This is a genomic window from Streptomyces sp. NBC_00016, from assembly GCF_045040885.1.
Taxonomy (GTDB): Bacteria; Actinomycetota; Actinomycetes; order Streptomycetales; family Streptomycetaceae; genus Streptomyces; species Streptomyces coriariae.
Genome location: NZ_CP108304.1, coordinates 287069 through 313989 on the forward strand (window position 1 = coordinate 287069; position 26921 = coordinate 313989).

The following is a 26921-nucleotide window of genomic DNA, read 5'->3' on the forward strand; positions in this document are numbered from 1 at the left end:
ACGCCCCGGCCTCCCGGCACAGCGTTCAGGCACGCCGGCCGAGCAGTTCCATCGCCTCCTCCAGCAGCACCGGCAGAGCAGGCAGCATGCGCCGGTGCATGGCGGTCAGGTGGTCCGCCTTCCGGCCGCGCTTGATCAGCAGGGCGGTCGCGGCGGACTCCTTGTACTTCGTCAGTGCCTCGAACCAACCCAGTTCCGGCAGCCGCTCGCCCCGCGCCTCCTGGTACGCGTCGATCAGCTCCGCCTTCCCCGGCATCCCGGTCGGCTCCTGCGACGGGGACGCCGGGTGGCGGGCCTCGTCGGTGAAGAAGGTCAACCAGGTGATGTCGACCCGGGGATCGCCGAGCGACCAGATCTCCCAGTCGATGACCGCGTTGACCGAGTCGGCGTCGCACAGCGTGTTGCCGAGCCGGTAGTCGCCGTGGGTGAACACCGGCATCATCGCGGCGGGCAAGGTGGCGCGCAGCCGTGCCTCGACCGCCTCGTAGCCGGTGCGCAGATCCTCGGGCACGGTCGTGAACGCCCGGGTCCAGCGGTCGACCTCGGCACCGGGCGTGACGACGGGCTCCACGGCCAGGGCGGTTCGCTTGGGGTCCACGCGGTGCAGGTGGGCGAGCATCCGGGCCGCGTCGAGGGCACGGGCCCTCACCTGGCTCGCGGGAAGGGCGCCCCTGGGCACCAGCACCGGTTCCACGCACTCCCCGGGCACCAACTCCATGGCCACGAAGGGCTGGCGAGCCGTGGGCGCGCCCTTGTCGCTGAAGAGCACCTTCGGCACCCGCACCCCGGGAACTCCCGACAGCAGCTGCATGAGCCGCGCCTGGCGCAGCACGTCCCGGTTGCGGACCGGCTCCAGGCCGGGCGGGGCCACCTTGAGGACGACGCGCTCGTATCCGGCGGGGGCGCCCGACAGCACGGCCACATAGGTGAGGCTGGACGTACCGCCGGTGAGGGGCTCGACCGACTCCACGGCGGCCCCGGGAGCCCAGCCGCGGAGCGCGACGGCGGCGCGCTCCGTCAATTGCGTTGTCAGGTCGGCCCTGCCTGCGACGACGCTCATGTCCATCCCTGTCGGCCGACGGCCTGACGGCCTTCGGCGGTCAGCGCCTCGACGATGTCGCGGCGCACGAGCTTGCCGGTCGCAGTGCGGGGCAGTTCGCGCCAGCGGGTGATGCGGTCCGGGGTCTTCGAGCCGCGCAGCGTGCCGCGCACCTGCGCGCGCAGGGCATCCGCGTCGATCGCCACACCGTCGCGCAGGACGACCACCGCCTCGATCCGTTGGCCCCACTCCTCGTCCGGGACGCCCACGACGACCGCGTCGAGCACGTCCGGGTGGCCCAGCAGGACATCCTCGATCTCGGCGGGCGCGATGTTCTCGGCACCGCGGATGATCGTGTCGTCGGCCCTGCCCTCGATGTGGAGATAGCCGTCGTCGTCGAGGTGGCCCTGGTCGCGGGTGTGGAAGAAACCCCGGTCGTCGACCGCGGAGCCCTGCCCGGCGTACTCCCCCGACACCTGCTCGCCACGCACCCAGATCTGCCCGGTCGCGCCGGGCGATGCGACCGCGCCGGACGCGTCGCGCACCTCCAACTCGACGCCGGGCACCGGCAGTCCGGCGGAGCCGAGCCGGGCGCGCACCACGGGGTCGTCGCTCGCCACGGCCGTCCGGTGCTCCCGCGGGCCCAGGACGGTGATGGTGGACGAGGTCTCCGTGAGCCCGTAGGCGTTCACGAAGTCCACCCGCGGCCAGGTCCGCAGCGCCGCCTCGATGACCCGTACCGGCATCCGGGCTCCGCCGTACGCGAGCGCGCGCAGCGAGGGCACGGACCGGTCGAGACCGTCCGTGTCCATGATGCGGGCGAGCATCGTCGGCACCACCATCGCGTGGGTGATCCGCTGCTCCCGTGCGAGTCCGAGCCAGCCGTCCGGCGTGAACTGCTCCAGGGTCAGGGCCCGGCGCCCCGCGTACAGGTTCGTCAGCACATTGGACACGGCGGCGATGTGGTAGGGCGGAACACTCACCAGGGCCGCCTCGTCGGGGCCGGCTCCGGCGAACTCCACCGTGCCGAGCACGTACGACACCAGGTTGCGGTGGCGCAGGACCACGCCCTTCGGCGCGGAGGTCGTCCCGCTGGTGTAGATGAGGACGGCCGGGGTGTCCGGGGGCGCCGGATCGCCTCCGGCTTCGGCGGCGGGGTGGCCGACGTGCTCCGCGGCCTGTGCGAGCCATTCGGCCGGGCTCCGCACCGGCAGCCCCGCGCGGCGCAGGGCCTCGCCGTGCTCCGGGTCGGCGATTCCCAGTGCGCGCGGGTGGTTCGCCAGCAGCGCGTCGAGTTGGGCTTCGCCCAGGCGGTAGTTGACCGGTACCAGGGGCACTCCGGCGCGGGCCGCCGCGAACAGGGCGACCGGGAGGGCCGGACCGTTCACCGCGAGGTGGACGACCGCGTCGGCGCCGGCGGAGCGCACCAGGTGCGCTCCGCCGGCCGCCAGCTCGCGCAACCGCCCGGCGGTCAGCCCGTCGTCCGTGCGCCCGACGACGACCCGGTCGGCGAAGCCCTCGGCGGCCATGTCCGACAGCATCGATATGTTCATGAGCCGCCCCGTCCCCTCAGTCCGAGGCCGGGAGCGGCTTGGGGCTCTTCACCGGCAACGGAAGGCCGTTCGCCGCCAGGCTGCCCGGCCCTGACTTCGTGCAGAGCAGTTCGAGACCGAGGCCCTCGTCGGCGTACCGCTTGCCGAGCAACGCACCGCCCATCAGACCGGGATCGGGCGTGCCGAGGGCGTCTGCCCCCGGCCCGGCCCCCTCGGTCATGGCGGCCCCGCCGCACGTGATCTCCAGCTCCTCGTCCGGGCACCGCACGACGATCACCGCCGTGGTGTCGACCGTACTGGCGAGCATCTGCCCCACGCGTGGCCTCATCGCAGTGTCCTCCGCGGCTCTCGTGGTACCGGGTGACTGGTACCGAGTAACCAGAGAAAAGTATACTACTTACCTCGATCGCGTCGAGAACGGAGCTGCCGAGTGGAACTCAAGACCGTGCTGTTCGAGGTGACCGACCACGTCGCCACGATCACCCTCAACCGACCCGAGGTGATGAACGGTTTCAACCAAGAGATGCTGGAGGAGTTCTCGGCCCTCTGGCACACCGTCAAGGCCGACGACGACGTGCGCGTCATCGTGCTGCGCGGTGCGGGTGAGCGGGCGTTCTGCACGGGCATGGACGTGAAGGAGGGCATCGACCGCCACCCCAACGTCTGGTCGCAGACCGATCCCGGCGAGTACCTCTCGCCGAAGCTGAACCAGGTGTGGAAACCCCTGGTGTGCGCGGTGCACGGCATGGCCGCCGGCGGCGCCTTCTACTGGCTCAACGAGGCCGACATCATGATCTGTTCGCAGGACGCCACGTTCTTCGACCCCCACGTCAGCTACGGACTCACCGCCGCCCTGGAACCGATCGGCCTCGCCCGGCGCATCCCGCTCGGCGAGGCTCTGCGCATCGCGCTGCTCGGCCTGGACGAGCGTGTGTCGGCGACGCGCGCCCTGCAGATCGGCCTGGTCAGCGAGGTGATCGAGCGCGAGCACCTGTGGGGCCGGGCGGACGAGATCGCGCGCATCATCGCCGCCAAACCGCCCGCCGCCGTCCAGGGCACCGTCCGGGCGATCTGGGAGTCGCTCGACTCGACGCGCACCCAGGCGCTGCGCACCGGACTGTCGTACACCCAGCTCGGGAACCCGGTCGGAAAGGCCGGGATCGACCGCCCCGCGGTGCCCAGGGGGCGATGGACACTGCGCTGACCCTCCCCTACCCTCCCCTAAATAAGTGTACTTTTTATAGGGGAGGCTCTTATGCGGTTCGGCATGCCCTGGCCCGGCCGGGACGTCGCGCGGGAGGCCGAGGAGGCCGGTGTCGGCGCCTTCTGCGCCGGGGAGTTCGCCGACCACGACGCCTACCTCACCGTGGCCGACATCGTGGCGAACACCGAACACGCCCTGGCGGGCCCCGCCATCGCCTACGCGTTCGCCCGCACCCCCTACGCGCACGCCACGGCCCTGCGCCACCTGCACGCCCAGGCGCCGGGCCGGCTGTTCCTCGGCCTGGGCAGCGCGGCGTTCCGGATCAACCGCGACTGGCTGGGCGTGCCCGCCGAACGCCCCGTGGACCGGATCGCCGAGACCGTCGGTGCCGTGCGGGCCTGGTTGCACGCGGAGAACGGCGAAGGGGTCCACTACTCCGGCGAGTTCTACGCCCTCGACGCCGACGTCCGCGCCCCGGTGCTGGGCCGGCTGGACATCCCGGTCCTGCTCGCCGCCTTCAACACCCGCATGGCCGCCACCGCGGGCCGGGTCGCCGACGGCGTCATCGGGCACGGGCTGTTCACCGGCTCCTGGTGGAACGACGTCGTACGACCCTCCGTCGAGCGCGGCACGACCGGCGGCGCTCGGTCCGGCGCCCGCTCTCTCGAACACGGCTGGATCATCACGGCCGTCGACGACGCCGCACCCGAACGCGCCGTCGCCGACGCCCGGCGGATGATCGCCTTCTACCTCACCGTCAAGACGTACGACCCGTTCGTGGCCCACCACGGCTGGCAGGAGCCCGTCGCACAGCTGCGTGCGGCGTTCCGGGCCGGCGACACCGACGGCATGGCGCGGGCCGTCACCGACGACATGCTCACCGAGATCGCCGTCTGCGGAACGACGGCCGAGGCGAAGGACGCGCTCGCGCGCCGCGCCGGCTCGTTCCCCCGCGACGTCGGCTACTTCGCGCCGCCGAGCTTCATGGTGAGCCACCGGCGCCGGGCCGCCTACGCCCGGGCATCCCTGGCGCTGATCGGCCAGGTCCCGACGGAGGCCTGACGACTGCGCGGAGGGCGACCGGCCCCGGAGCGAGATCGCTCCGGGGCCGGTCGCGGTCAGGGGCCGCTCGCCGTCCGGTCGTGGCTCAGACTTCCTGCGGGGCCGGCGCCAGCTTCTTGCTCTTGTCGAAGTGCACGACATCGCCCAGCGTGCCCCCCAGGATCGCCGCGCGGTCCTCGTCGTCGACTCCCTCGAAGCTCTCGGCGATGCACTCGGCACTGCTGCGGAAGGTGCCCTCCGCATGCGGGTAGTCGTTGCCCCACATGACCGTCGACAGACCGGTGATGTGGCGGGCCTTGACGGCCGTCGGGTCGTCGGCGAACTGCACGTGGATCTGCCGCCGGACGTACTCGGTGGGCTTGAGCGGGTAGGGCCACTTGTCGTTGACGGCGAACAGCCGTCCCATGGCGGACTGCTCCTTGGGCGAGCGGCTGTCGTCCCAGAAGCCGAGCCACCAGTCGGGGTCCTGGCCGGTACCCGTCTTCCAGGACTTGTCCATGTAGCCCATGAAGGAGACCAGCCATCCGGCGGTGTACTCGATCAGGTTGAAGTGCAGGTCGGGGAAGCGCTCGCACACGCCGCCGCCCACCAGGCTGGCGATGATGCCCTGCGGACCGGCCACGGCCGATCCGACCGCGCTGCCCATGGTCCGGCCGGCCACCATGTCGTCGGTCAGGTTGCCCTTGCCCATGTTCATGGCGTTCATCAGTCCCCGGACGGTCATCGCCGTCTCCGACACGCTCTCCTTGACCTTCACCCCGCCGGTGGCCACGTGGATGAACACCGGCATCCCGTGCGCCTGGGCGGCCGCCCAGACCGGGTCGTACTCCCGCGCGTAGTACGGCAGGGGCGGGATCTCCGGGAGGAGGATCGCGCCGAGCCCCAGCCGCGCGCACCGCTCGATCTCCGCCACGGCCTCGGGGACGTCCGTGAGCGGGATCGCGGCCGTCGGACGCAGCCGATCCTTGTACGGGAGGTAGCGCTCGACGAGGTAGTCGTTCCACACGCGCGCGTGCGCCATGGACAGCTCGTGGTCGTCGGTGAACAGGACGAACAACGACAGGTTCGGGAACAACACCGAGGCGTCGACGCCGTCGAGGTTCATGTCCCGGATGATGTGGTCCGGATCGCCGTCCGGGGTCTCCCCGCCGAGCTGGCGGTACTTCGAGATGGTCCAGCCGTCGAAGCCGATCGTGTGCAGCTTCTTGAACTCGGTGTGTCCGCCCTCGACGATCGGCTCGTCGAGGGTGAACTCCTCTTCCCACAGCGCACGGTCGCGCAGTCGCTCGGGAAGTCGGGTCTTGAAGAGATCGACCGGCTCGATGATGTGCGAATCGCCGGACACGACAAATTCCTTGAACACAGGCGGTACCTCTTTCGAACCTCGTCGTTCGCGCCAGAACCCACCCCGCGGATGACGCCGAAGTTAGCTGTACCGAACGGTCCAGTCAATGATTCCGCATACGGAATGAGCGACCGATCGCGAACCGAAAGCCGAAAGATCGCTGACACTGAGCCCACGACGCCTCCCTCTTCTCCGGTCGGGTGAATTCAGTACACTCAACTAGACAGGTCTGGCAGGCGATCAGGAGACGGCACATGACGACGACGTACTCGTTCTCTTCGCGGCTCTACATCGACGGGCGCCGGACCGACGGCCGGTCGGACACCCCGGTACCCGTCCGCAATCCAGCGACGGAGGAGACGGTCGCGGTGGTCGCGGGCTCCTCCCCCGCAGACGTACGGCTTGCCGTCGAGGCGGCCAGGCGCGCCTTCGACGAGGGCCCCTGGCCACGGATGAGGCCCATCGAACGGGCCGCCGTCCTGCTGCGCATGGCCGAGGAGATGGAGCGCAGACTGCCCGAACTAGTGGCCGTCAACATGGCCGAGGCGGGCTCGGTCCGTGCGCTGGCCGAGACGCTGCAGACCCGGGTCCCGGTGGCGCATCTGCGCGACATGGCCGAGCGCGTGATCCCGGCCTTCTCCTGGGAACGCCCGATGGACCCCACGGTCGCACCGGGCATCGGCGTCTCCCAAGGGGTGTTGCGCCGCGAGGCGTTCGGGGTGTGCGCGCTGATCTCCGCCTACAACTTCCCGTTCTTCCTCAGCATGATGAAGGTGATCCCCGCTCTCGCCGCCGGCTGCACCGCCGTACTGAAACCGGCGCCCGCCACTCCCCTGGAGTCCCTGCTCATCGGCGACTTCGCCGACGCCGCCGGGCTGCCGCCGGGGGTGCTCAACATCGTGACCGGTGACGTCGAGGCCGGCCGCGAGCTGACCACCCACCCCATGGTGGACCTCGTCAGCTTCACCGGGTCGGACGCGGTCGGACGCACGGTCTACGCCCAGGCCGCGGCCTCCCTGAAGAAGGTCGTCCTCGAACTCGGCGGCAAGTCGGCCAACATCGTCCGCGCCGACGCCGACCTCGACGGCGCCGTCCGCTCCGCGCTGACGGGTATCACCACCCACGCCGGACAGGGCTGCTCCCTGCTGACGCGCACCCTGGTCCACGAGTCCGTCCACGACGAACTGGTCGCCAGACTGAGCGCGGCTCTCGCCGAGGTCAGGGTCGGCGACCCGGCCGACCCGTCCACCACCATGGGCCCGCTGATCAGCGAGGCACAGCGAGACAAGGTCGAGAAGCTGATCCGGGTCGGCGAGGAGGAGGGAGCGCGTCTCGTCCGCGGCGGCGGGCGTCCCGCCCACCTCGACCGGGGCTATTTCGTGGAACCGACCCTCTTCGCCGACGTCGACAACGACATGACCATCGCGCGCACGGAGTTCTTCGGCCCGGTCGGCGTCGTCATCCCCTTCGCCACCGACGAGGAGGCGGTACGCATCGCGAACGACAGTCCGTACGGCCTCGCCGGCGCCGTCTGGAGCGCCGACACCGTGGCCGCCTACGACATCGCCTCCCGCCTGCGGACCGGCGCTGTCACGATCAACGGCGGCAGCGCGGGAGTGAACCCCCGGGCCGCCTTCGGGGGGTACAAGCAGAGCGGACTCGGCCGGGAGTGGGGCGAGTTCGGGCTGGAAGAGTACCTGCAGACCAAGACGGTCAGCTGGGCCGCGCGCTGAGCGGCCGGCCGGGCGGCATGCCGACCCCGCGTGCGCAGCCCGGCCGACTGTCCGACCGCTACTTGAGAGTCACCTTCACTTGGGTGCGCGCCGCGAACCGCCGTGCCACGTCGGCCACTTCGTGCCGCCGAGACGACTTCGTCCAGCGGCGGCACAGCTCCAGGCCACGGTCGTTCACACCGTCAGGACCATGGCCGAGCCCATGCCGCCGCCCGCGCACATGGCCGCGACCGCGGTCCCGCCGCCCCGGCGCCGCAGTTCGTGCGCCAACGTCACGACCATCCGCGTGCCGGTGGTGGCGATCGGGTGGCCGAGGCTGCACCCGCTGCCGAACGGGTTGACCCGCTCGGGGTCGAGGCGCAGTTCCCGGGTGGTGGCGACGGCCACCGCGGCGAAGGCCTCGTTGACCTCGAACAGGTCGACGTCGTCGATGCCGAGTCCGGCGCGGTCGAGGGCCTTGCGGATCGCGGCGATCGGCGCGAGCCCCGTCTCGACGGGGTCGACTCCCACGCTCGCCCAGGCCCGCACGGTGGCGAGCGGGGTGAGGCCATGGGCGGCGGCCACGTCCGAACCGGCGACGACGACCGCGGCCGAGCCGTCGTTGACGCCACTGGAGTTGCCGGCCGTGATGGAGAACCCGTCGATCTCGGGGTGCAGCACCTTCAGCGCGGCGAGCTTCTCCGCGCTGGTGTCGCGTCGCGGATGCTCGTCGGTGTCGAAGACCGAGGTCGCTCCGTCCCGGCCGGTGACCTTCACCGGCACGATCTCGTCGCGGAACCGGCCTTCGTCGATGGCCCGCACGGCCCGCTCGTGGGAACGCAGCGCCCAGGCGTCCATCTCCGCGCGGGTGAGGCCTGCCAGCCGGGCCGTGTTCCAGCCGACGAGGACCCCCATGTCGTCGTTGGGGGCGTCGGGCGTCGGGACATGGGTCGGCGACATCCAGGGGTCCTGCCAGTCCTCGGTGCCCGGTATGCGTCGCCGGGCCACCGGCGCCGTCGACGACGAATGCGTCCCGCCCGCGATCACCACGCGGTCCATCCCGGCGCGCACGCTCGCGGCGGCGGTCGCCACGCTCGCGAGGCCGGAGGCGCAGTGCCGGTTGTGCGCCTGGCCCGGGACGTGCGTCAGCCCCGCCTGGAGCGCCGCGTACCGGGCGATGTCCCCGCCTCCGGCCAGGGATTCGCCGAGGACGACGTCGTCGATCGTCTCGGGGGGCAGTCCGCTGCGCCGCGCGGCCTCGCGGACGACGACCGCGGCGAGTTCGAAGGCGCCGGTGTCCCGCAGGGTTCCTCGGCGGGCGGTTCCGATCGCGGTGCGGCACGCGGAGAGAAGAACGGCATCAACCATGGAATTAAGAGTACTTAAATCAAGGAGTCGCTGACAAAGTTACCGCCATATCGCCCCAGCATCTCGACCCTGTCCGCAATAGAGGATACCTTGCTCTGGTGAACTTCGAGCTCAGCGAGGAGCAGGACATGCTGCGCGAGGCCTCGCGCGACCTGCTGTCGGATCGGGCCCCGATCGAGCACGTACGGGCGTGGACGGATCGCGACGAAGACGTCGATCCCGAGGTGTGGAGGTTGACGGCCGACCTCGGCTGGCCCGGTCTCTGCCTGCCCGCGGCGTACGGTGGCGCCGGCCAGGGCCTGGTGGAACTCGCGCTCGTCGCCGAGGAGATCGGGCGCGCGCTCGGGCGGGGCCCGTTCACGCCCACGGCGATCGTCGGCCGGGCGCTCGCCGCCACGGCGTCGCCTGACCTGCGGGCCGAGGTGCTGCCCGCGCTCGCCGCCGGAGCGGGCTGGGCCACCTGGGCCTTCGCCGAGCCGCACGCCCCCTGGTCCCTCGACGGCGTCCGCGCCACCGCCAGGACCGACAAGGACGCGATCGTCCTCGACGGGGTCAAGACGGCGGTGCAGGATGCGGGCGGCGCCCGCTGGCTGCTCGTCACCGCGCGCCACGGCGGGGTCCCGGCGTCGTTCCTGGTCGAGCGGGCCGCCATTGGTGTCACCGTCCGACGGCAGCAGGTCCTGGATCCCACTCGTTCGTTCTACGAGATCCGGCTCGAGGGTGTCCGGGTGCCACCGGAACGCCGCCTCGCCGGCGGGCCCGAAGAGATCCAGCGGCTGCTCGACGAGGCTTCGGTGCTGCGGTGCGCCGACGCACTCGGGGTGATGGAGCGCATGCTGGAACTCACGGTCGCACACACGAAGTCCCGCGTGCAGTTCGGGCAGCCGATCGGAACGTTCCAGGCCGTCAAGCACGCGTGCGCCGACATGGCGCTGCTGGTCCACGGCGCCCGCGCCGCCACCGCCTACGCGGCGATGGCCGCCGACGCGGGTGCCGACGAGGCCTCCCGGGACGCCTGCGCCGCCGCCTCGTACGTCGCGGCCGGGACCGGCGAGGTCGCGGCCCGGGCTCTCCAGCTGCACGGCGGCATCGGCTTCACCTGGGAGCACGACCTCCACCTCCACCTGCGGCGCGCCCGGGCCGACAGTGTGCTGTACGGCGACGCCGCCGTGCACCGCGACCGGTTGTGCACCCTCCTGCGCCGAGCGTCCGCGTCCGCGTCCGCCTGAGCGAACGAAGCGAACGATCCGAAAGGTTCCCATGGAGATCAAGGGCAAGAAGGCCGTGGTGTTCGGCGGCGCCTCCGGCATGGGCCGGGCCACCGCCGAACTGCTCGCGGCCCGCGGCGCCGACGTCGCCGTGCTCGACCGTCCGGCATCGGCGGGCGAGGAGGTCGCCGCCACGCTCGGCGGGATCTTCCATCCCGTCGACGTGACCGACTTCGAGGGGACCGAGAGCGCGTTGGACGCCGCCGTGGAGGCCCTCGGCGGGCTGCATGTCTCGGTCACCACCGCGGGCGGCGGCAGCGTTCGACGCACCCTCGCCAAGGGCGGTCCGCACGACCTGGAGACCTTCCGCCGGGTGCTCGACCTCAACGCCGTCGCCACGTTCAACGTCAGCCGTCTGGCCGCCGCGCACATGAGCCGTAACGAGCGCGAGGACCCCGACGGCGAACGGGGCGTCATCGTCAACACGTCGTCGATCGCCGCCTTCGAGGGGCAGGTGGGGCAGGTGGCCTACTCGGCCGCCAAGGCGGCGATCGCCGGAATGAGCCTCACCATGGCTCGCGATCTCGGATCGCTCGGTATCCGTGTCGTCGCCATCGCGCCCAGCCTGTTCGAGACGGGCGCCACCGAGAAGATCCCCGCCGAGGTGCGGGCCGCGCTGGTGAAGGACGCCGCGTTCCCCCGGCGCCTGGGCCGCCCGGAAGAGTACGCCAAGCTCGCCCTGGCGATCGTCGACAACCCCATGCTGAACGGCCAGTGCCTGCGTCTGGACGCGGGCCAGCGGTTCGGACCGAAGTGAGGTCTCTGATGCCGGATCACACACGCCCAAAAGGCGAACACGAGGGGAAGGTGGCCCTCGTCACCGGCGGTGGCCGGGGCTTCGGCAAGGCGTTCGGCGAGGCGCTGTCGGCCCACGGCGCGCATGTCGTGCTCGCCGACATCGACGGCGCCGCCGCGGCCGAGGCGGCGGCGGAACTCACCGCACGGGGCGCGAGCGCGACCGCGGTCACCTGTGACGTCGCCGACGAGGCGGAAGTCGGCGCGGTGGTGGACGGTGTGGCCGAACGCCACGGCGGACTCGACATCCTGGTCAACAACGCCGGTCTGCACGCCGCCTACAACAGGCCGTTCACCGAACTGGGCCTCGCCAAGGTGCGGCGCGTGCTCGACGTCAACGTCATGGGCGTCATCATCTGCTCACTCGCGGCCCGTGAGGCGATGAAAGGCCGCGCCGGCGCCTCCGTCGTCAACATCTCCTCGTCGGCCGCGTACGCGAACCGGAGCATCTACGGCGTGTCCAAGCTCGCCGTGCGGGGCCTGACGGTCTCCTTCGCCCGCGAGTTCGCCGCCGACGGCATCAGGGTCAACGCCATCGCGCCGGGACTGATCTTCACCGACGCGGTCCGGGCCGAACTGTCCGCCGCCGAGGCGGACCGCGTCCTCGGGGAACAGATCCTGCGACGGGAGGGCGAGGAGCAGGACGTCGTCGAGGCGCTGCTCCATCTGGTCTCGTCGAGGGCGTCCTTCGTCACCGGCGAAACCCTCCGTGTGACGGGCGGGTTCGCGCTCTCGGTCTAGCCTGCGGAACACGCGGCCCGCTCCGGAGGGTCCGGATGCGTCGAAGCGGCAGAAGCGCTTGCGCAGCTTCTGCCGCTCCGTCCGTGGACCGCCGTCGGCGCGTCGGCCGGCTCGGAGATCGTCCGGCCGACGGCCACCGCAGGCTCCCGTGCGCTCGTGCGCTCGTGCGCTCGTGCCAGGGGTGAGATTCGGCTGTTGTCACGCCGTCGCAAGGGTCCTACGCGGTCACCGGCTCGGCCGCCACGGCGGCGGTCTCGGCCAGTTCCTTCTCCTCCCTCGTGATCGCCTTCAGCAGCACGTACGGCGTGGCGATCTTCCAGAAGACGTACGCGATCGAGGGGATCAGATACGCGAGCAGTCCGTCCCAGGCGAGCGGTCCGGTCCGGTTAAGGAAGATGAAGGCGCCCGGGATCAGCAGCACTCCCAGCACGAGGCTGAGCCAGCCGTACCAGCGCGGGAAGACCGGCTTCTCCCGGGTGTGGTCGACGAACGCGGCGTATCCGATCGACCAGACCTGAAGGACGAAGACGCAGGCGTTGCCCACGAACATGAGCCAGAAGATGTCGGTCATCGCGGACAGGACGTCCGGGGAGTGGCTCTCCGGTCGGTAGGCCGCGGCGGCGAGGATCGCGAGCGGGAAGAAGAACCCGGCCGGGGCCATGATGCCCGTGGTGAGCTGGATCATGGACAGCATCCCCCAGCCGCCCTCGACCCGGCGCAGTTGCATGCTCGTCACGATGACGTACGGGTACTCGAACGGGATGAGCAGAACCATCAGGGCGACACAGGTGAGGATCCCCGTGCGGTGGTCCTTGAGGAAGGCGGCGATGTCCTCGGGGCTCTCCGTCGGGCTCATCGGCGGGGTGAGATGGCCCACGGCGAATGCGGCGAAGAATCCCACGAAAAGGATGACGCCACACCACGCCGACACGCGTTGCAGTCTTATGTAGTGGTCTTTCTTCATCTGCGGCTCCCTTGTGTGCCGACCGGTGTCTACCGACCGATCTCGTCCCAGCCGACGAGCCTGTCCAGCAGCAGCGCCGCGTTCGACAGGTAGTCGCCGTACCCACCCCGGAAGAACAGCAGCGGGGTCTTCAACGACTCGACGCGCAGGTCGCGGACCCGCCCGACGACCAACAGGTGATCTCCGATCTCGACGACCTGCTCCACCGCGCAGTCGACCCACGCGACGATGCCGTCCAGCACCGGGTTACCGAGCGGTGAAGCCTGCCAGCTCGTGTCCGCGAAACGCTCCTGCGCCGGGCCGGTCGCCAGCCTCCGGGACAGCCGTTCCTGGTTGCCCGCGAGCGCGTTGGCGCAGAAGCGGCCCGCGGTCCTGATCGTCCGCAGGGTCGTGGAGGAGCGGTCCGCCAGGAAGGACACCAGGGGCGGGTCCAGCGACACGGAGGTGAAGGTGCCGACGATCATCCCGTGCGGCCGTTCCTCGGGATCCGTGGTGGTGATCGCGACCACGCTCGTGGGGAAGTTGCCCAGTACGTCGCGGAAGCGCCGCCCGTCGACGGCGCCCGCGTCCGCCGTCCGGCAGTGCGTCACGCCGTCGCTCATATCAGGATGCGCATCGACTCGGGCAGCTCAAGTCCCATCTGGGCCAGGGCGTTCGCGTGATACGCCGAGCCGGGGACGTGGATCATGTGCCCCAGTCCCGCGTGCGCGTCGCGCCAGAACCGCTGCATCGGGTTGCTGCGCCGCATCGAGTTCCCGCCGGACCGCGCGAAGATCTCGTCCAGGGCGGAGACGGCCCGCCAGGCGCAGCGGACCTGATTCCGCCGTACGTCCGCCCGGTCCTCGATGCTGATGGGCTTACCGGCCTCGACCTGGTCGTACAACCGGCTGATGCCGTCGATCAGTTGCACCCGGGAGGCGGCGATCTCCGCCGCGGCCTCGCCGGCGGCGTAGAGAACGTAGGGGTCGTCGCGCACCTGGACGCCGGTCACGGCGACCCGGTCACGCTGCTGGGACAGGTGAAGGGCGAGCGCGCCCTCGCAGATGCCGATGACCGCCGAGGTGATCCCGAGCGGGAACATGGAGCTGAAGGGCAGTTTGTACAGGGTGTCGGTGAGCCCGACGGCCGCCGCGGCGGCGCCGTCCTGGACCGCCTCCTGCCTGATGACGCGGTGTTCGGGAATGAACGCCTTGTCCACGACGACGTCCTTGCTGCCGGTGCCCGACAGTCCGACCACGTCCCAGGTGCCGTCGATGATCTCGTAGTCCGAGCGTGGCAGCACGACGTGCAGCACGGTGATGGGCCCGGCGGGCTTCCCCTTGCCGTCGCCGAGGAGCGCGCCGAGGAAGTCCCAGCCGCAGTGGTCGCTGCCCGAGGAGAACGGCCAGCGTCCGCTGAGGACATAGCCGCCGTCCACCGGTTCGGCGATGCCGTTGGGCATGTAGGGCGAGGCGATCCAGGTGTCCGGGTCGTCGTCCCAGACCTCGTGGGCGAGGCGCGGGTCCATCTGGGCCAGCTCCCAGGGGTGTACCCCGACCACGCCGCACACCCAGCCCGCGGCACCGTCGTGCCGGGCGACCTCCATCACCGCTTCCGCGAAGTCCCGCGGATGGGCGCCGAATCCGCCGAACTCCTTGGGCTGCAGAAGGCGGATGACCCCTGCGGAACGGAGCAGCTCGACGGTCCGGTCGCTCAGCTTGCCGAGTGACTCGTTCTCGTCGGCGAGCGCGGCCAGTTCGGCACCCAGCTCCTCGACACGGCCGACCACTTCATGCGTCACTCCGCACACCTCCTGGTGACTGATCCCTCGCATGCGCCGCACGTCGCCGGCGGCGTGATGGCCTCAGTTTCGGGGGACGGGACCAGGCCCCGCTGGGCGCTTTCCGCTGACCGGGACTGGGCCGCCTCAGCGAACGACGCGGGGCCGCAGCGCGGCGGTGGAGCGGCCCTCGAGGGCGGAGAGCCACACGCCGGCCCCGTAGGCGAGGTCATCGAGGCGGCGGGCCATGCCGTAGCGGAGGGGATCGAGAGTGGCTTGATCACGTCGGTACTCGAGGGCGATGTCGGCGAGAGCGGCGACCGCCGTGGCCCGGCGCAGCCTGCGGGAGGCCGTGCACCCGACGGCCGTGAGCGGCCACCAGTGGCGGGTCAGCAGCGCGGAGGACTGCGCCAGGGTGCCGAGCGCACCGTTGACGGTGAGCCGCGCGGCCAGCCGGTACGGGTGCCGGGTGCCGTGCAGCTTGTGGGCGATGCGCACGGTGACGACGCCGAGGACGACCCCCGCGGCCGGAACCGACCAACGCCGCTGGACGAGCAGCGCGGCGGCGAACGCCGCGCTCCACGGGGCGAACACGGCGGGCGCGATGTACTCGGGGTGCCGTCGGGCGAGGGGCTGGGCCCCGGTGCCGTACACGGCCTTGCGCAGGAGCCAGTCCCCCACGCGCACGCGATGCTCGTGGGCGGCCCGGACGGCGGGCTCGTAGCGCACGCGGCGACCCGCTTCGATCAGCCGCCAGCACAGGTCGACGTCCTCTCCGACCCGCATGCCCTCGTCGAAGCCCTCCGCCAGCGCGTCCACCCGCGCCAGGACGCAGGCCGAGGACGCCCAGGAGACGGGAGTGCCGGGACGCACCGAGGCCGGGTGGGCGCCGAGATCGAGTGAGGAACGGGCGTTCTCGTATCGTTCGATCCAGGTGGTGGCGGCGCTGGACAGGCCGGTGATACGGGGTACGGCCATGGCGACGCGGGGATCGGCGAAGTGCCTCAGCAGGGTCGGGACCGTGTCGGGTTCCAGCACGATGTCGGAGTCTGCGAAGACCACGTACGGGGTGGTGACCAGGCGCAGCCCGGCGTTGCGGGCGCCGGCGGGGCCGACGTTGGCCTTCAGGGCGACGAGCCGGGCCCCGTGCCGGGCGGCGACCGCCGCCACGGCCGCCGGGTGCCGCGAGGCGTCGTCGACCACGATCACGGGAATGTCCGTGCCGACGCTCCGCAGCAGCCGGTCGAGTTGACGCGGGCGGTCACGGACCGGAACCACGACCGTGTACCGGGGGTCAGGGGGCGCCGGGAGCGAGTCGACGACGGGATGGGCCATACCGGTCTCGAGCAACCGGTCCGCGAGGAGGGCGCCCGCCGCGTCCCGCACCGGGAGCGTCCTGCCGACGAGAAGCCGCCGGGCCCTCGGGGCCAGCCGCAGCAGTCGGGTCGGGAATCCGCCGAGGAGGGCCCGGCCGCCGTCGACCACCCGGGTGTGCCGGTCGAGCTCGACGACGCATCCGAGGGGGAGGTTCATCGGCGTACGGCCCGCGGCCGTGGTCTCCGCGCCCGGTCGACCAGGCGGCCGCGGCCGTCGACGGTCCACGCGTCGATCCGCCGGACTGCCGCAAAGACCATCGCGTCCATCGCCCGGCATCCTTCCTCGGCCGACGCCCCGGCGGGATCGCCGATCACGCCGGAGGGCGAGACCGCGCGCACACCTCGGGCCATCAGTTCCGGCAGGAGGACGGCGAGCGGTCGGGTGTCGCCGGCGACCGCGGCGTCGGGCCGTACCCGCTCCGGCGTCAGATGCAGCATCAGGGAGGTCTCGGTACGGCCGGCGTGCGCGTCGCCGCCCGGTACCTCGCAGCCGGTCCATGCGACGTCATGGCCCTCCGCGCGCAGCTGTCCGAGGGCTCCGTCGAGGGTGGCGGTGTTGCCGCCGTGGCCGTTGACGAACACGACGCGGCCCGCCCACAGGGACAACGAGCGCACCAGTTCCACGATCACCGCGCGCAGCGCCTCGTGCCCGATCGAGACGGTTCCGGGGAAGTCCGCGTGTTCGCCGCTGGCGCCGTACGCCAGCGGCGGTGCCACCGGCAGCGGGCCACCCGCTCCGGTGGCAAGGACGTCGGCGCACCGCCGCGCGACGGCGTGGGCGATCACGGTGTCGGTGTCGAGCGGCAGGTGTGGTCCGTGCTGCTCTGTGGACCCGACCGGAACCAGGACGAGCCCACCGGTCGGGACGGCCGGCCAGACGGCGTCGGACAGGGCCCACGACACCGCCATGTTCAGGCCGCCGGGGCGGAGCGGAGCGCCGCGACGTCCCCGCCTCCCAGGGTCAACGGGAAGCCGGGCGGTACGACCAGGTCCTCGGGTCCCAGCTCGTGGACGGAGGAGTGCCCGAGGCCCAGCACGGCCGAGTCGAGGCCGCCGCGCAGGATGTCCAGCACGTTCTCCACGCCCGCCTGTCCGTTCGCCGCGAGTCCCCAGAGGTAGGCGCGGCCGATGAGGACGGCACGGGCGCCGAGGGCGAGCGCCTTCGCCACGTCGCTGCCGCGGCGGACACCGCCGTCCAGCAGGACTTCGATCTGGTCGCCGACCGCTTCCACGACGGAGGGGAGCACCCGGATGGTGGCCGGGGTGGTGTCCAGGTTGTTGCCTCCGTGGTTGGACACGGACAGGGCCGACACACCCGCGTCGACCGCCCGCTTGGCGTCGTCCACCCGGGTCACGCCCTTGAGGAGGAAGGGGCCGCCCCACTCCTCACGCAGCCATGTGACGTCCTCCCAGGTGGGCGGCGGGGTCCGCATCCACTCGCCGTAGGCGCCGAAGAAGGTGGGCGGCTCGCCGCCGGGAGCCCGCAGGTTGGGAACGGTGAGGTCGGGGACGCGGCCCGACCTGGCGTACCGCCACAACCAGCCGGGCCGGGGCAGCACGTCGGGGGCGAACCGCAGCATGGCCTTGAGGTCGAGCTTGTCCGGGATGGCGGGGCTGCCCCAGTCGCGGCCGTGGGAGAAGGACCAGTCGAGGGTGACGATGAGCGCCTTGGCGCCGGCGGCCCTGGCCCGGTCCATGCGCTGCGCCATGGCCTCGCGGGTGCCGCTCCAGTACAGCTGGAAGAAGAGGTCCGGCTGAGCGTGGGCCACCTCCTCCACGGGCTTGCTCGCGAACGAGCTGAGGCCCATGATGACGCCCCTGCTCGCGGCGGCCCTGGCCACGGCCACTTCGCCGTCCGGGTCGACCGCCTGCACCCCGGTCGGCGAGATCAGCACGGGAAGTGCGGTGGACACGCCCAGGACGGTGGTGGACAGGTCGCGCTCCGCGTGGTGGCCCACGACCCGGGGGGCGAAGCCCAGTTCGGCGAAGGCCGCGGTGTTGTCGTCGATGGTGCGGCCACGCTCGGAGCCCGCGACGAGCGCACCGTAGACCGGGCTCGGCAGCCGGCTTCTGGCCCTGCGACGGGCTTCGGCGACCGTCTCGAACCAGGGATTCCTACGCATGTGTCCCGCCCTTTCCCAGGGGTGTCGGATCCAGCCCTGCCAGCGGGTCCTCGGCGCAGTCGCTCACCGGCGGGCGGCGGCGGGTGAGGACGAGATCCACCGGGCGGGGAGAGGTCCGGTGGGAGTGGTCCCCGGACGGCTTGGGCAGGTGTGCGGTGCCGCGGGGGCGCAGGGCGAGCCGTTCCTCGCCGTATCCCCGCACGCACTCGGGGTCGGGGCCGTCCACGGGCAGCCCGGTGAAAAACTTCGCGGCCATGCACCCGCCCTTGCAGGTGTCGTAGAACGCGCAGGACGCGCAGGCCCCGCCGTGCTGCGGCGTGCGCAGCCGCCGGAACAACGCGGAGTCGCGCCACACTCCGCCGAAGCCGCCGGGTTCGCGTACGTTGCCGGCGAGGAACTCCTCGTGGAGGGCGAACGGGCAGGCGTAGACGTCGCCGACCGGGTCGATCAGGCAGACGACGCGTCCGGCGCCGCAGAGGTTGAGACCGGGCAGTGCCTGACCGTACGCGGAGAGGTGGAAGAAGGAGTCGCCGGTCAGCACGTTCTCGCCATGAGCCAACAGCCAGTCGTACAGCTCGCGTTGCTGCGCGGCCGTCGGATGCAGGTCGTCCCAGACATCGGCGCCGCGCCCGGACGGGCGCAGTCGGGTCAGGCGGAGCTGTGCGCCGAAGCGATCGGCGAGGGCCTTGAAGGCGTCTAGCTGCGGGATGTTGTGCCGGGTGCAGACGACGGAGATCTTAAAGTTCTTCATCCCGGCGGCGGCGAGATTCTCCAGCGCGCGCAGAGCTGTCGCATGCGAACCGGGCCCGCGCACCGCGTCGTTGACGTCGGCGCTCGCGCCGTCGAGCGAGATCTGGACGTCCACGTAGTCGTCGCGGGCGAGACGCCCGGCGGCTTCGGGAGTGATCCGGACGCCGTTGGTGGAGAACTTCACCCCCACGTGGTGTGCCGTGGCGTAGTCCAAGAGCTCCCAGAAGTCGGCGCGGACGGTGGGCTCGCCACCGCCGATGTTGACGTAGAAGACCTGCATGGCCTCCAGCTCGTCGATGACGGCCATGGCCTCCCCGGTGCTCAGCTCGCGGGGGTCGCGGCGGCCGGAGCTGGACAGGCAGTGGGTGCAGGACAGGTTGCAGGCGTAGGTCAGTTCCCAGGTGAGGCAGATCGGCGCGTCGAGGCCCGGCTCGAACAGGTCGACCAGCCGCGACCCGGTGGTCAGGGGGGCGGTCATGGGCTGGGTCATGGGGTCCTTCCGACGACCATCGACGAGCGGGCGAGAACGGCCAGCGCCCGGCCGTAGCGCGGCAGTTCGTCCTCGCCGAGGCCCGCGGCCAGACACGCGGCGCGGGCGGTGGGGGCCTGTGCGAGCGCCTGGACGACGGCCAGGAGCCGACGGTCCTTGAGGAACGTGAGTGTGCGGGTCCCGAAGTGGTAGAGCAGCGCGCCGAAGGGTTCCGGCCGCACCGAGACCTGCGGGTGCAGGTCCCAGGCACGGTCGAGGTCCATCCCGGTCATCCGGCGACGCCTAGTAGACGCCGCACATGCCGTCGATGGAGATCTCCTCCAGGAGATCCTCGGCTTCGATCAGCGCCGGCGGCGCGGCGGCCTGGTCGGCCTCGGCGTCGGTGGCGGTCTCTTCGAACGGGGCGGAGCGGAGCTCGGTCATGCGACTCTCCCTAGGCTTCCCGCGGCGCCGCGGTCGTGCGCCGCGGACCGCTCCCTTCGGATGCCTCGGAGAGTAATGGCACCAGGTGCCAAAAGTGAAGGGACGCGCACTGCCGACTCACCGGGCTCGGCTGACGGTAGTTCACCGATGTGCCGGGTGCCTGGGCTTGTCCCGGCCACCGGAACGGACCGTGGCGCGGGACGCTCACCGCGTTTTGAATCACTTGCCCATGGGGCAGACCGAGCACGGACGCGGCCGGGTACGCCGCCCGGACGTCATCGTGGTGGGCGCCGGGGGCAGCGGCGCCGTCCTCGCGGCGCGGCTCAGCGAGGATCCCGGCCGCACCGTGCTGGTGCTGGAGGCGGGCCCGGTACCGCGTCAACCGTCGGCGTTCGCAGCCGAGTTGCTGGACTCCCGGCTCGTCCCGGGCGCACAGCCCGGACACGGGGCCGTCCTGCCGTACGCCGTGCACCTCACTCCGACACGTCCGTACACGGTCGTCCGGGGGCGGTGCCTCGGCGGCTCGACCACCGTCAACGGCGGGTACTTCGTCCGTGCCCGGCGCGCCGACTTCGACCGCTGGTCGGCCGTGGGCGGCGCGGCCTGGTCGTACGACCGGGTGCTCCCGCTTCTCCGCGCTCTGGAGAGCGACCTCGACCACGGTGCCGACGCGCTGCACGGCGACCACGGGCCGGTACGCGTCCGCCGCACGGATCTTCGCCACCCCGCCGCCATCGCGTTCCGGTCGGCCGCGCGCCGGCTGGGCTTCCCCGAGGAAGGGGACAAGAACGCCCAGGACGCGCCGGGATTCGGTCCGGTGCCGTCCAACGCCGTGGACGGAGAGCGCGTCAACACCGGCGTCAGCTATCTCCTGGGCGCTTCCGGCCGCCCCAACCTCCGCGTGGAAGGGGACAGCACAGTCCTCAGGGTCGTCTTCGAGCGTGGCCGCGCGACCGGCGTGGTGGTCGAGCGGTACGGGCGCCGCACGGTGGTGCGCGGCGGGGAGGTCGTGCTCTGCGCGGGGGCGTTCGGCTCCCCTCATCTGCTGCATCTGTCGGGAATCGGGCCGCGCCACGAACTGGAGGTCCTCGGTGTCCCCGTCGTCAGGGACGCTCCCGCGGTCGGAGCCCAGTTCGGGGACCACCCCCAGGTGGTCCTGGAGTGGATGCCCCGGCGGCCCATGCCCGAGCCCGCCGGCTCATGGCTCGGCGGGGTCCTGCACCTGTCCTCATCGGACGGGGGCCACTCGGGGGACCTGGAGATCCTTCAGTCCCTCATCCCCATGGCCGGACTGACGGGCGGCCGGGTGTCCGTTCCCGGCGCGCCCCTCGCGTTCCTCGTCTCCGTCCAGACGCCGCGGCTCACCGGACGGATGCGCACCCGTTCCGCCGATCCCACGACTCCTGCGCGCATCGACTACGGCTACCTGTCGACCGCGGCGGACCGGCAGCGCATGCGCGAAGCGGTCCGCGTCACCGCCGAGCTGGTCGGCACCCGTGACTTCGCGGAGGTCTCGGTCGGGCTCACGGAGCCGGTGGCCCAGGTGCTGGACGACGACCGCCTGCTCGACCAGTGGGTCCACGGGCATCTCGGCACGTCCCACCACACCTGTGGCACGGTTCCGCTGGGCCACGCCGACGATCCTCGGGCCGCCGTCGACCCTTACGGCAAGGTGCACGGTGTCGACTGTCTGCGTGTCGCGGACACGTCGATCCTGCCGACGCCGCCGTCGCGGGGCCCGGCGGCCACCGCCGTCCTCATCGGCGAACTCGTCGCCGACGCCGTGCGGCGCGGCCTGACGTGAACCGGTTCGAGGGCTCGCGGAGGGGCATGCGAGGCGGCGAAAACACTACGGGCGAAGTGCCGGGTCTCCGAATCCGGCCGCGAGCTGCCGGACGGCCAGCTCCAGCAGGTCGCTCAGGTCGGCGTCCTCGTCGGTCAGCCACTGCTCATAGCCGGCGACACATGCGGCCAGGACGGTACTGCCGATCAGCCGGGGCATCATGCCGGACGCGGGCCTGTCCAGGCGCCGCGCGGCGAACTCCGTGACGAGGGCCCGCCACGACGCGTAGCGCACGGCCGAGTCCGCCTGAAGCGTCGGCACCCGCAGGATGAGAGCCATGCGCTGCCGGTGCCACGGCACCATCGCCGGGTCGAACCGGTTGAACTCGACGACCGCCTCGCACAGCGCGTCCATCATCGGCATGTCCGGGTCGGCCGCCGCCAGCAAGGCGTCGAGCCTGGCCAGCTGATCTTCGAAGTCGCCCCACACGAGATCGTTCTTGGAGGCGAAGTAGCGGAAGAAGGTGCGGCGGCCGATTCCCGCTGCGTCGGCGATGTCGTCGACCGTCGTGCCGTCGAACCCCTGCCGTGCGAACAGCTCGAAGCCCAGCCGTTCGAGCGCCGCCCGTGACGTCGCGCGCGGCCGGCCCGTTCGGGCGGATCCCGTGCCGGCATCCCCTGTGCCCCGAAGCGGTGCCATCCGCAGTCCCTCCCTTCAGGCACCGGCGCCGCCCCCGGCGAACCCCGGCGGCCCGTACGCCATCGGCCGTCATCCCGCTTCGCACATGATGCACAATCCGACGGGCGCCTGGACGCGAGGTACCCAACCGGAGCCTCGTCGGGCACACGGCATGCGCATCACCGCGGGGAGGGGGCCCGGTGGCCCGCGCGAACGCGCCGTGTCCGTGTCCATACCGGCACGTCGGCGTCGAGGCGTCCGTCGGGCCGGACCGCGAAGCCGAGATCCGGATCGGCCGCCTCGCGCAGGGTGGACAGCACGACGCCGCTCATGTCGATGCCGGTGAGGACGAGGCGATCGATGCCGCCGGCCCGCGGAGTCATGTCGAGGTCGCTGCCGACGACGGCGCTGACGCGTCACCAGGTGACCACGTCGGCCGCTCCCCCGCGCCTCCGTCGTGCCGCGGGCCGCGATGAGCCGGTATCCAGGCCAGGCGCCGGAATGGCGCGCAGCCGGCTCCACGTGCGAGTGGGCCCGTTCCGTCGGGGGCCGCGTCCGAACGGGACCCCGCTCGCAAGGAGGCTTCGAGGTCCCCCCGCGGAACTGCCCTTGTCCTAGCATGTCCCGGAGATCAACACCCGCAGGGGCTGACCGTGCGGTAGCCCGTGGCCACGGCGGTCACGGTCCCTCAGACTGGATCGGTGACCCCGGTGTACAGCGACGAAGGATTGACGCTCCGGTCCGACGGGCGGGTGGGAAGCCCCTTACGACGCCTGGTTCTCGACGACTGGCACGACGCCGAGGCAAGCCGGGTCGAGGCCGAGGCCGCCCGGTTGGCCGACTCCCTGCCCCTGACGTTCGGCATCGCGACCCGGCAGCCGCCGGACCGGCTCCGACCGCTGCTGGAGGCGGTGACGCTGACCCTGGCAGCACCCCGTGTGAGCGCCCGGACACGGGAGTTGGTACCCGTCCACGATCCGCTGGTCGCGTTCGACGAGCTGGCCCGGCTCGTCGCCTGTCGGCCTCGGACAAGCCTGGCTCTGGGGCAGTTGCTGCGGCAGACGCCGCAACTCGACACCCTGCAGGGTCTGGCGGCCGAGGCAGCGGCCTACTCGATGCTTCTCGGCGGGACGGAGTTCGCTTCCTGGCTCGCCGACCGGGGCACGCCCCGGGCTGCTCCGGAGGAGGGCCCGCTGGTCCGCGTCCGGCGGGGGAACGATCTGCTGTTCGTCCAACTCGACCGCCCGCAACGGCGGAACGCGTTGAGCTTCCGGATGCGGGAGGAGCTGTTCGAGGCCCTGGAACTCGCCTTCGTCGACGGCACGATCGACCAAGTCGAACTGGACGGCGTCGGGCCGGTGTTCTGCAGTGGCGGCGACCTGTCCGAGTTCGGGAAGGCCGCGGACCTCGTCGCGGCATACCTGGTACGGCTGGACCGGGCGCCCTGGCGGCTGATCGACCGGCTGCGGGACCGGGTGACCGTGCGGGTGCGGGGCGCGGCGGTGGGCGCGGGTGTGGAGATGGCCGCCTTCGCGGGACGTCTGGTGTCCTCACCCGGGGCGTTCTTCCAACTGCCCGAGGTTGCGATGGGTCTGGTGCCCGGCGCCGGCGGCACGGTGAGCGTGCCGCGGCGGATCGGCCGGTGGCGCGCCGCGTGGATGATGCTGAGCGGGGCCCGGGTCGGTGCCGGCACCGCCCTGGAGTGGGGGTTGGTGGACGAGATCGACCACGACCATGAGCGGTGAGGTGCTCCTGCGCGGTGTGGAGCTTCATCCACGCCGGGATCCGGTCGACTGCCGGATCCGCGGGGGTGCCGTCGTTGAGATCGGCCGTCAACTGCGCCCCCGGCCGGACGAGTTCGTCGTACGAGGCGACGGCGGTGCACTGCTGCCCGGCCTCGCCGATCACCATCTGCACCTGGCGGCCATGGCCGCACGGCGTGCCTCGCTCGACGTGTCCGCCCTCTCCCGGCACGGTCTCGCGTCCTCCATCGCACAAGCCGTGGCGGGTGAGGACGGGTGGGTGCGAGCGGTCGGGTACGACGACGTGGTCCACGGCGATCTGGACCGGACCGTCCTCGACGGTTGGAACCGCGTGCTGCCGGTGCGTGTCCAGCACCGCTCCGGCGCGCTGTGGGTCGTCAACTCCCCTGGCCTCGAACGGCTCGGCGCCCTGTCCGCCGCCCACGCCGGCATCGAACGGGAGGGGACAGGCCGACCGACCGGGCGGCTGTGGCGCGCCGACGCCTGGCTGCGCGAGGCACTGGGCGGACGGCCTCCGTCGCTGCGAGCGGTGGGCGCACGGCTGGCCGCCCTCGGTGTCACCCATGTCGCCGACGCGACACCGGACCAGGGCGCGGGCCGCCTCGTATCGGAGGCGGTACGGAGGGAGGAACTCCCGCAGCACGTCATGACCATGGCCGCCGACGCCGGTCTCCCGCCCCATCCGCGGCTGAGCATCGGCCCACTGAAGTTCGTGGTCGCGGACCACGCCCTCCCGGACGTCGACGACCTCGCCGGGCGGATGCGGCAGGCACATACCGACGGACGCCCCGTCGCCGTGCACTGCGTGACCCGCACGGCCCTCGCGCTGACCCTGGCCGCGCTCGACCGGGCGGGTGGACTGGACGGGGACCGGGTGGAGCACTGCGCCGACGCCGACCGTGCCGCTGCCGCGGAGCTGGCCGCCCGAGGGATCCGGGTGGTCACACAGCCGACGCTGGTCGCCCTGCGGGGCGACGACTACTGGGAGCGCGTCGATCCCGCCGACCGGCCGGACCTGTGGCGATATGCCGGGCTTCTGCGCGCCGGGGTCCGGGTGGCCGCGAGCAGCGACGCCCCCTACGGCGATCCCGACCCTTGGGCCGGCCTGCGGGCCGCGTCCGAGCGGCTGACGCCGTCCGGGCGGGTACTCGGCGCCGACGAGCGGGTTCCGGTGGAGGTGGCCCTGCGGAGCATGCTCTCGCCCCTGGACGATCCCGGCGGCCCGGCGCGGCGGGTCACGGTGGGACGACCGGCTGACCTCGTCCTGCTGGACCGGCCGTGGAGAGAGGCGGTGCGGGCTCCGGACGCCGGCAACGTGCGCGCCACCTTCATCGAGGGGCGGATCGCCCACGGAGCTCAGCAACTCGGCTGAGGATCCGGGCCGTGTCGGCGCCCATCGCGGGCGTCGCCCCTTCTGCTACCGGCGCGCGCGGCGGGAGGACCTCCTGTGTCCGGCCGAGCGCCGGGCACTCCACCACCGAGCCGCCCGGTGCTCTCCGTACCGGGTGCGGCCCGTGATCGACACGGGGAGCCGTGGCGAACGCCGCCGCCACGTTCCGCATGGAGACGTCGATCAGCTGTCCTCCGCCGCAGGCCAAGGCGCCCAGCGCGCCCAGCGCGGCAACGACCCCCGTCAGCGGATCGGCGACCGCGTCGGCGCAGAACACCGGCTCGCCGTCCGCGGAACGGCCGACCAGCCCGCCGGCGACCGCCGCGTCGTCGCCGAAGGCGACCCGGTCGGGATGACCGCGGCCGTACCCGGTGATGCTCACCCACACCTTGCCCGCACGATGGTCGAGCCGTTCCGGAGCCAGCCCCAACTGGGCGAGCGCACGCGGTCGGGACGCCTCGATCACCACGTCGGCGGCCCTGACCAGATCGGCGAGCGCGCTCCGCCCTTCGGGCTGGGTGAAGTCGACGGCGACGCTCTCGTGCCCGGCATGCAGCCAGTCGTAGAAACGCCGGTTCCCTGTGCGGGCGCCGTCGGGGCGCCGGGTGCTCTCCACCTTGACCACTCTGGCACCGGCCAGGCCGAGGAGGCGGGCGCACAGGGGGCCGGCCCAGAGCGAGGAGAGGTCGACCACGAGGACACCGTCCAGCCGCCGTGCGTCCCCGTCGGGTGCGGCGATCGTGGACACCTGCCACGGTACGTCCACGGAGGGCGGTTCGGGCGCCAGGGCAGCGGCGGGAACGCCGAACATCCGGATGTGGTCGGCGAATTCGTTCGCCTTCGCGCCTCGTACGGCCGTGGTCAGCTCCTGCCAAGGGTCTGTCAGGTCGGCCCGGCCCAGCATCGCCGGCACGAGTTCCAGGTCGTCGGGACGGCTCAGGGTCACCGCGCACCAGCCGTCCGAAGCCCGAAGCAGGCGGGTCGCGCCGCCCGCCGAGGTCCGCCCGCGCCGGGTGAGGTTCATGGCGCCGGCCCGGCCGCTGAGGACGAGGACGGGGTCGACGGGGAAGGGCCCGGCCATGTGCGCCAGTGCGGCCACCGACTCCCGTAGCAGGGCCGTCATCGGTCCGGGCGACAGGACGGGCGGGCCGTCCGCCTCGCCGGTCAGCTCCATGGCACCGGAGGCCGCCCAGTCCAGGAACGGGCAGCCGGCGACGCGCGCGGGGGCAGGCGAAGGCGTGATGTCCCCCAGGGTGCGCAGCCACCGCCGTACGGTCTCGGTCGGATCGCCCGCCACCGCCCCCACCGCTTTCCCACCCTGAGACGAAAAAGAGT

Annotated in this window: 26 protein-coding genes; 9 read left to right on the top strand and 17 right to left on the bottom strand. The window is 72.0% G+C overall.

The window, feature by feature from the left end:
• Positions 1-25: 25 nt before the first annotated feature.
• Genes OG933_RS01315 through OG933_RS01325 form a run of 3 tightly spaced genes read right to left on the bottom strand, consistent with a single transcriptional unit; the run spans position 26 to position 2920 of the window.
• Positions 26-1060, bottom strand: coding sequence for a phosphotransferase family protein (locus tag OG933_RS01315; protein ID WP_405624869.1), 1035 nt, complete (start codon positions 1058-1060; stop codon positions 26-28).
• Positions 1057-2592, bottom strand: a complete 1536-nt coding sequence (locus OG933_RS01320) for a class I adenylate-forming enzyme family protein (protein WP_405624870.1) — start codon at positions 2590-2592, stop codon at positions 1057-1059. The genes OG933_RS01315 and OG933_RS01320 overlap by 4 nt, the downstream gene beginning before the upstream one ends.
• Positions 2593-2608: 16 nt before the next feature.
• Positions 2609-2920 carry a hypothetical protein gene (locus OG933_RS01325; protein ID WP_362532776.1) on the bottom strand — a complete coding sequence of 104 codons (312 nt, stop codon included), beginning with the start codon at positions 2918-2920 and terminating at the stop codon, positions 2609-2611.
• Positions 2921-3022: 102 nt separating this feature from the next.
• On the opposite strand from OG933_RS01325, the gene OG933_RS01330 reads away from it, so the two are divergent.
• Both OG933_RS01330 and OG933_RS01335 read left to right on the top strand, forming a co-directional pair.
• Positions 3023-3796 carry an enoyl-CoA hydratase/isomerase family protein gene (locus tag OG933_RS01330; protein ID WP_405624871.1) on the top strand — a complete coding sequence of 258 codons (774 nt, stop codon included), beginning with the start codon at positions 3023-3025 and terminating at the stop codon, positions 3794-3796.
• 51 nt (positions 3797-3847) lie between these two features.
• Positions 3848-4858 (top strand): LLM class flavin-dependent oxidoreductase, encoded by a 1011-nt coding sequence (locus tag OG933_RS01335; protein WP_405624872.1) that lies wholly within the window; start codon positions 3848-3850, stop codon positions 4856-4858.
• A gap of 85 nt (positions 4859-4943) precedes the next feature.
• Here OG933_RS01335 and OG933_RS01340 read toward each other — a convergent pair whose 3' ends face one another.
• Positions 4944-6203, bottom strand: coding sequence for an amidohydrolase family protein (locus OG933_RS01340; RefSeq protein ID WP_405624873.1), 1260 nt, complete (start codon positions 6201-6203; stop codon positions 4944-4946).
• Between the two features lie 254 nt (positions 6204-6457).
• Between OG933_RS01340 and OG933_RS01345 the strand changes: the two genes are divergently transcribed.
• Positions 6458-7936 carry an aldehyde dehydrogenase family protein gene (locus tag OG933_RS01345; protein ID WP_405624874.1) on the top strand — a complete coding sequence of 493 codons (1479 nt, stop codon included), beginning with the start codon at positions 6458-6460 and terminating at the stop codon, positions 7934-7936.
• Between the two features lie 174 nt (positions 7937-8110).
• Here OG933_RS01345 and OG933_RS01350 read toward each other — a convergent pair whose 3' ends face one another.
• On the bottom strand, positions 8111-9283 hold the full coding sequence (locus OG933_RS01350) for a thiolase family protein (protein WP_405624876.1): 1173 nt from the start codon (positions 9281-9283) through the stop codon (positions 8111-8113).
• A gap of 98 nt (positions 9284-9381) precedes the next feature.
• Here OG933_RS01350 and OG933_RS01355 point away from each other — a divergent pair, with 98 nt between their 5' ends.
• Genes OG933_RS01355 through OG933_RS01365 form a run of 3 tightly spaced genes read left to right on the top strand, consistent with a single transcriptional unit; the run spans position 9382 to position 12087 of the window.
• Positions 9382-10512 (top strand): acyl-CoA dehydrogenase family protein, encoded by a 1131-nt coding sequence (locus tag OG933_RS01355; protein ID WP_405624877.1) that lies wholly within the window; start codon positions 9382-9384, stop codon positions 10510-10512.
• A gap of 31 nt (positions 10513-10543) precedes the next feature.
• Positions 10544-11308: an SDR family NAD(P)-dependent oxidoreductase gene (locus tag OG933_RS01360; RefSeq protein ID WP_362532755.1), complete on the top strand. Its 765-nt coding sequence runs from the start codon at positions 10544-10546 to the stop codon at positions 11306-11308.
• A gap of 8 nt (positions 11309-11316) precedes the next feature.
• The gene (locus tag OG933_RS01365; protein ID WP_405624878.1) at positions 11317-12087 is read left to right on the top strand and encodes an SDR family NAD(P)-dependent oxidoreductase; all 771 of its coding nucleotides are present in this window, start codon (positions 11317-11319) and stop codon (positions 12085-12087) included.
• 217 nt (positions 12088-12304) lie between these two features.
• On the opposite strand, the gene OG933_RS01370 is transcribed toward OG933_RS01365, so the two are convergent.
• The 9 genes from OG933_RS01370 to mftA form a co-directional block, all read right to left on the bottom strand.
• Positions 12305-13051: a hypothetical protein gene (locus OG933_RS01370; protein ID WP_405624879.1), complete on the bottom strand. Its 747-nt coding sequence runs from the start codon at positions 13049-13051 to the stop codon at positions 12305-12307.
• Between the two features lie 29 nt (positions 13052-13080).
• Entirely contained in the window at positions 13081-13653 is a 573-nt protein-coding gene (locus tag OG933_RS01375; RefSeq protein WP_362532746.1) for a flavin reductase family protein, read from the bottom strand.
• Positions 13650-14831, bottom strand: a complete 1182-nt coding sequence (locus OG933_RS01380) for a hydroxylase (RefSeq protein ID WP_362532743.1) — start codon at positions 14829-14831, stop codon at positions 13650-13652. Before OG933_RS01380 ends, OG933_RS01375 begins: the two co-directional genes overlap by 4 nt.
• 126 nt (positions 14832-14957) lie before the next feature.
• Complete coding sequence (gene mftF, locus OG933_RS01385; protein ID WP_405624880.1) at positions 14958-16343, bottom strand: mycofactocin biosynthesis glycosyltransferase MftF; 1386 nt, start codon at positions 16341-16343, stop codon at positions 14958-14960.
• Positions 16340-17095 carry a mycofactocin biosynthesis peptidyl-dipeptidase MftE gene (gene mftE, locus OG933_RS01390; RefSeq protein ID WP_405624881.1) on the bottom strand — a complete coding sequence of 252 codons (756 nt, stop codon included), beginning with the start codon at positions 17093-17095 and terminating at the stop codon, positions 16340-16342. Before mftE ends, mftF begins: the two co-directional genes overlap by 4 nt.
• Before the next feature lie 2 nt (positions 17096-17097).
• Positions 17098-18309: a pre-mycofactocin synthase MftD gene (mftD, locus tag OG933_RS01395; protein ID WP_405624882.1), complete on the bottom strand. Its 1212-nt coding sequence runs from the start codon at positions 18307-18309 to the stop codon at positions 17098-17100.
• A complete protein-coding gene (mftC, locus tag OG933_RS01400) occupies positions 18302-19549 on the bottom strand; it encodes a mycofactocin radical SAM maturase (RefSeq protein ID WP_362532728.1) in 1248 nt (415 codons plus the stop codon). The genes mftD and mftC overlap by 8 nt, the downstream gene beginning before the upstream one ends.
• The gene (gene mftB / locus OG933_RS01405) at positions 19546-19821 is read right to left on the bottom strand and encodes a mycofactocin biosynthesis chaperone MftB (protein ID WP_267024171.1); all 276 of its coding nucleotides are present in this window, start codon (positions 19819-19821) and stop codon (positions 19546-19548) included. Before mftB ends, mftC begins: the two co-directional genes overlap by 4 nt.
• A gap of 10 nt (positions 19822-19831) precedes the next feature.
• On the bottom strand, positions 19832-19972 hold the full coding sequence (gene mftA / locus OG933_RS01410; RefSeq protein WP_142270174.1) for a mycofactocin precursor MftA: 141 nt from the start codon (positions 19970-19972) through the stop codon (positions 19832-19834).
• Positions 19973-20201: 229 nt separating this feature from the next.
• On the opposite strand from mftA, the gene mftG reads away from it, so the two are divergent.
• Complete coding sequence (mftG, locus tag OG933_RS01415) at positions 20202-21776, top strand: mycofactocin system GMC family oxidoreductase MftG (RefSeq protein ID WP_405624883.1); 1575 nt, start codon at positions 20202-20204, stop codon at positions 21774-21776.
• Between the two features lie 45 nt (positions 21777-21821).
• Here the strand turns inward: mftG and mftR are convergent, their stop codons facing one another.
• Both mftR and OG933_RS01425 read right to left on the bottom strand, forming a co-directional pair.
• Entirely contained in the window at positions 21822-22454 is a 633-nt protein-coding gene (mftR, locus tag OG933_RS01420) for a mycofactocin system transcriptional regulator (RefSeq protein ID WP_362532720.1), read from the bottom strand.
• A gap of 158 nt (positions 22455-22612) precedes the next feature.
• A complete protein-coding gene (locus OG933_RS01425) occupies positions 22613-22816 on the bottom strand; it encodes a hypothetical protein (RefSeq protein WP_405624884.1) in 204 nt (67 codons plus the stop codon).
• Between the two features lie 369 nt (positions 22817-23185).
• On the opposite strand from OG933_RS01425, the gene OG933_RS01430 reads away from it, so the two are divergent.
• Both OG933_RS01430 and OG933_RS01435 read left to right on the top strand, forming a co-directional pair.
• A complete protein-coding gene (locus tag OG933_RS01430; RefSeq protein ID WP_405624885.1) occupies positions 23186-24178 on the top strand; it encodes an enoyl-CoA hydratase/isomerase family protein in 993 nt (330 codons plus the stop codon).
• Positions 24168-25568 (top strand): amidohydrolase family protein, encoded by a 1401-nt coding sequence (locus tag OG933_RS01435; protein ID WP_362532714.1) that lies wholly within the window; start codon positions 24168-24170, stop codon positions 25566-25568. The genes OG933_RS01430 and OG933_RS01435 overlap by 11 nt, the downstream gene beginning before the upstream one ends.
• On the opposite strand, the gene OG933_RS01440 is transcribed toward OG933_RS01435, so the two are convergent.
• Positions 25525-26883: a CoA transferase gene (locus OG933_RS01440; RefSeq protein WP_405624886.1), complete on the bottom strand. Its 1359-nt coding sequence runs from the start codon at positions 26881-26883 to the stop codon at positions 25525-25527. The genes OG933_RS01435 and OG933_RS01440 overlap by 44 nt on opposite strands.
• Positions 26884-26921 lie beyond the last annotated feature (38 nt).

Bases quoted from the DNA above. Each gene is read 5' to 3' on its own strand.
- OG933_RS01315 (WP_405624869.1), bottom strand. From the start codon at position 1,060: ATGAGCGTCGTCGCAGGCAGGGCCGACCTGACAACGCAATTGACGGAG.
- OG933_RS01320 (WP_405624870.1), bottom strand. From the start codon at position 2,592: ATGAACATATCGATGCTGTCGGACATGGCCGCCGAGGGCTTCGCCGAC.
- OG933_RS01325 (WP_362532776.1), bottom strand. From the start codon at position 2,920: ATGAGGCCACGCGTGGGGCAGATGCTCGCCAGTACGGTCGACACCACG.
- OG933_RS01335 (WP_405624872.1), top strand. From the start codon at position 3,848: ATGCGGTTCGGCATGCCCTGGCCCGGCCGGGACGTCGCGCGGGAGGCC.
- OG933_RS01345 (WP_405624874.1), top strand. From the start codon at position 6,458: ATGACGACGACGTACTCGTTCTCTTCGCGGCTCTACATCGACGGGCGC.
- OG933_RS01350 (WP_405624876.1), bottom strand. From the start codon at position 9,283: ATGGTTGATGCCGTTCTTCTCTCCGCGTGCCGCACCGCGATCGGAACC.
- OG933_RS01360 (WP_362532755.1), top strand. From the start codon at position 10,544: ATGGAGATCAAGGGCAAGAAGGCCGTGGTGTTCGGCGGCGCCTCCGGC.
- OG933_RS01365 (WP_405624878.1), top strand. From the start codon at position 11,317: ATGCCGGATCACACACGCCCAAAAGGCGAACACGAGGGGAAGGTGGCC.
- OG933_RS01370 (WP_405624879.1), bottom strand. From the start codon at position 13,051: ATGAAGAAAGACCACTACATAAGACTGCAACGCGTGTCGGCGTGGTGT.
- OG933_RS01375 (WP_362532746.1), bottom strand. From the start codon at position 13,653: ATGAGCGACGGCGTGACGCACTGCCGGACGGCGGACGCGGGCGCCGTC.
- mftF (WP_405624880.1), bottom strand. From the start codon at position 16,343: ATGAACCTCCCCCTCGGATGCGTCGTCGAGCTCGACCGGCACACCCGG.
- mftE (WP_405624881.1), bottom strand. From the start codon at position 17,095: ATGGCGGTGTCGTGGGCCCTGTCCGACGCCGTCTGGCCGGCCGTCCCG.
- mftD (WP_405624882.1), bottom strand. From the start codon at position 18,309: ATGCGTAGGAATCCCTGGTTCGAGACGGTCGCCGAAGCCCGTCGCAGG.
- mftC (WP_362532728.1), bottom strand. From the start codon at position 19,549: ATGACCCAGCCCATGACCGCCCCCCTGACCACCGGGTCGCGGCTGGTC.
- mftB (WP_267024171.1), bottom strand. From the start codon at position 19,821: ATGACCGGGATGGACCTCGACCGTGCCTGGGACCTGCACCCGCAGGTC.
- mftA (WP_142270174.1), bottom strand. From the start codon at position 19,972: ATGACCGAGCTCCGCTCCGCCCCGTTCGAAGAGACCGCCACCGACGCC.
- mftG (WP_405624883.1), top strand. From the start codon at position 20,202: ATGGGGCAGACCGAGCACGGACGCGGCCGGGTACGCCGCCCGGACGTC.
- mftR (WP_362532720.1), bottom strand. From the start codon at position 22,454: ATGGCACCGCTTCGGGGCACAGGGGATGCCGGCACGGGATCCGCCCGA.
- OG933_RS01425 (WP_405624884.1), bottom strand. From the start codon at position 22,816: ATGACTCCGCGGGCCGGCGGCATCGATCGCCTCGTCCTCACCGGCATC.
- OG933_RS01435 (WP_362532714.1), top strand. From the start codon at position 24,168: ATGAGCGGTGAGGTGCTCCTGCGCGGTGTGGAGCTTCATCCACGCCGG.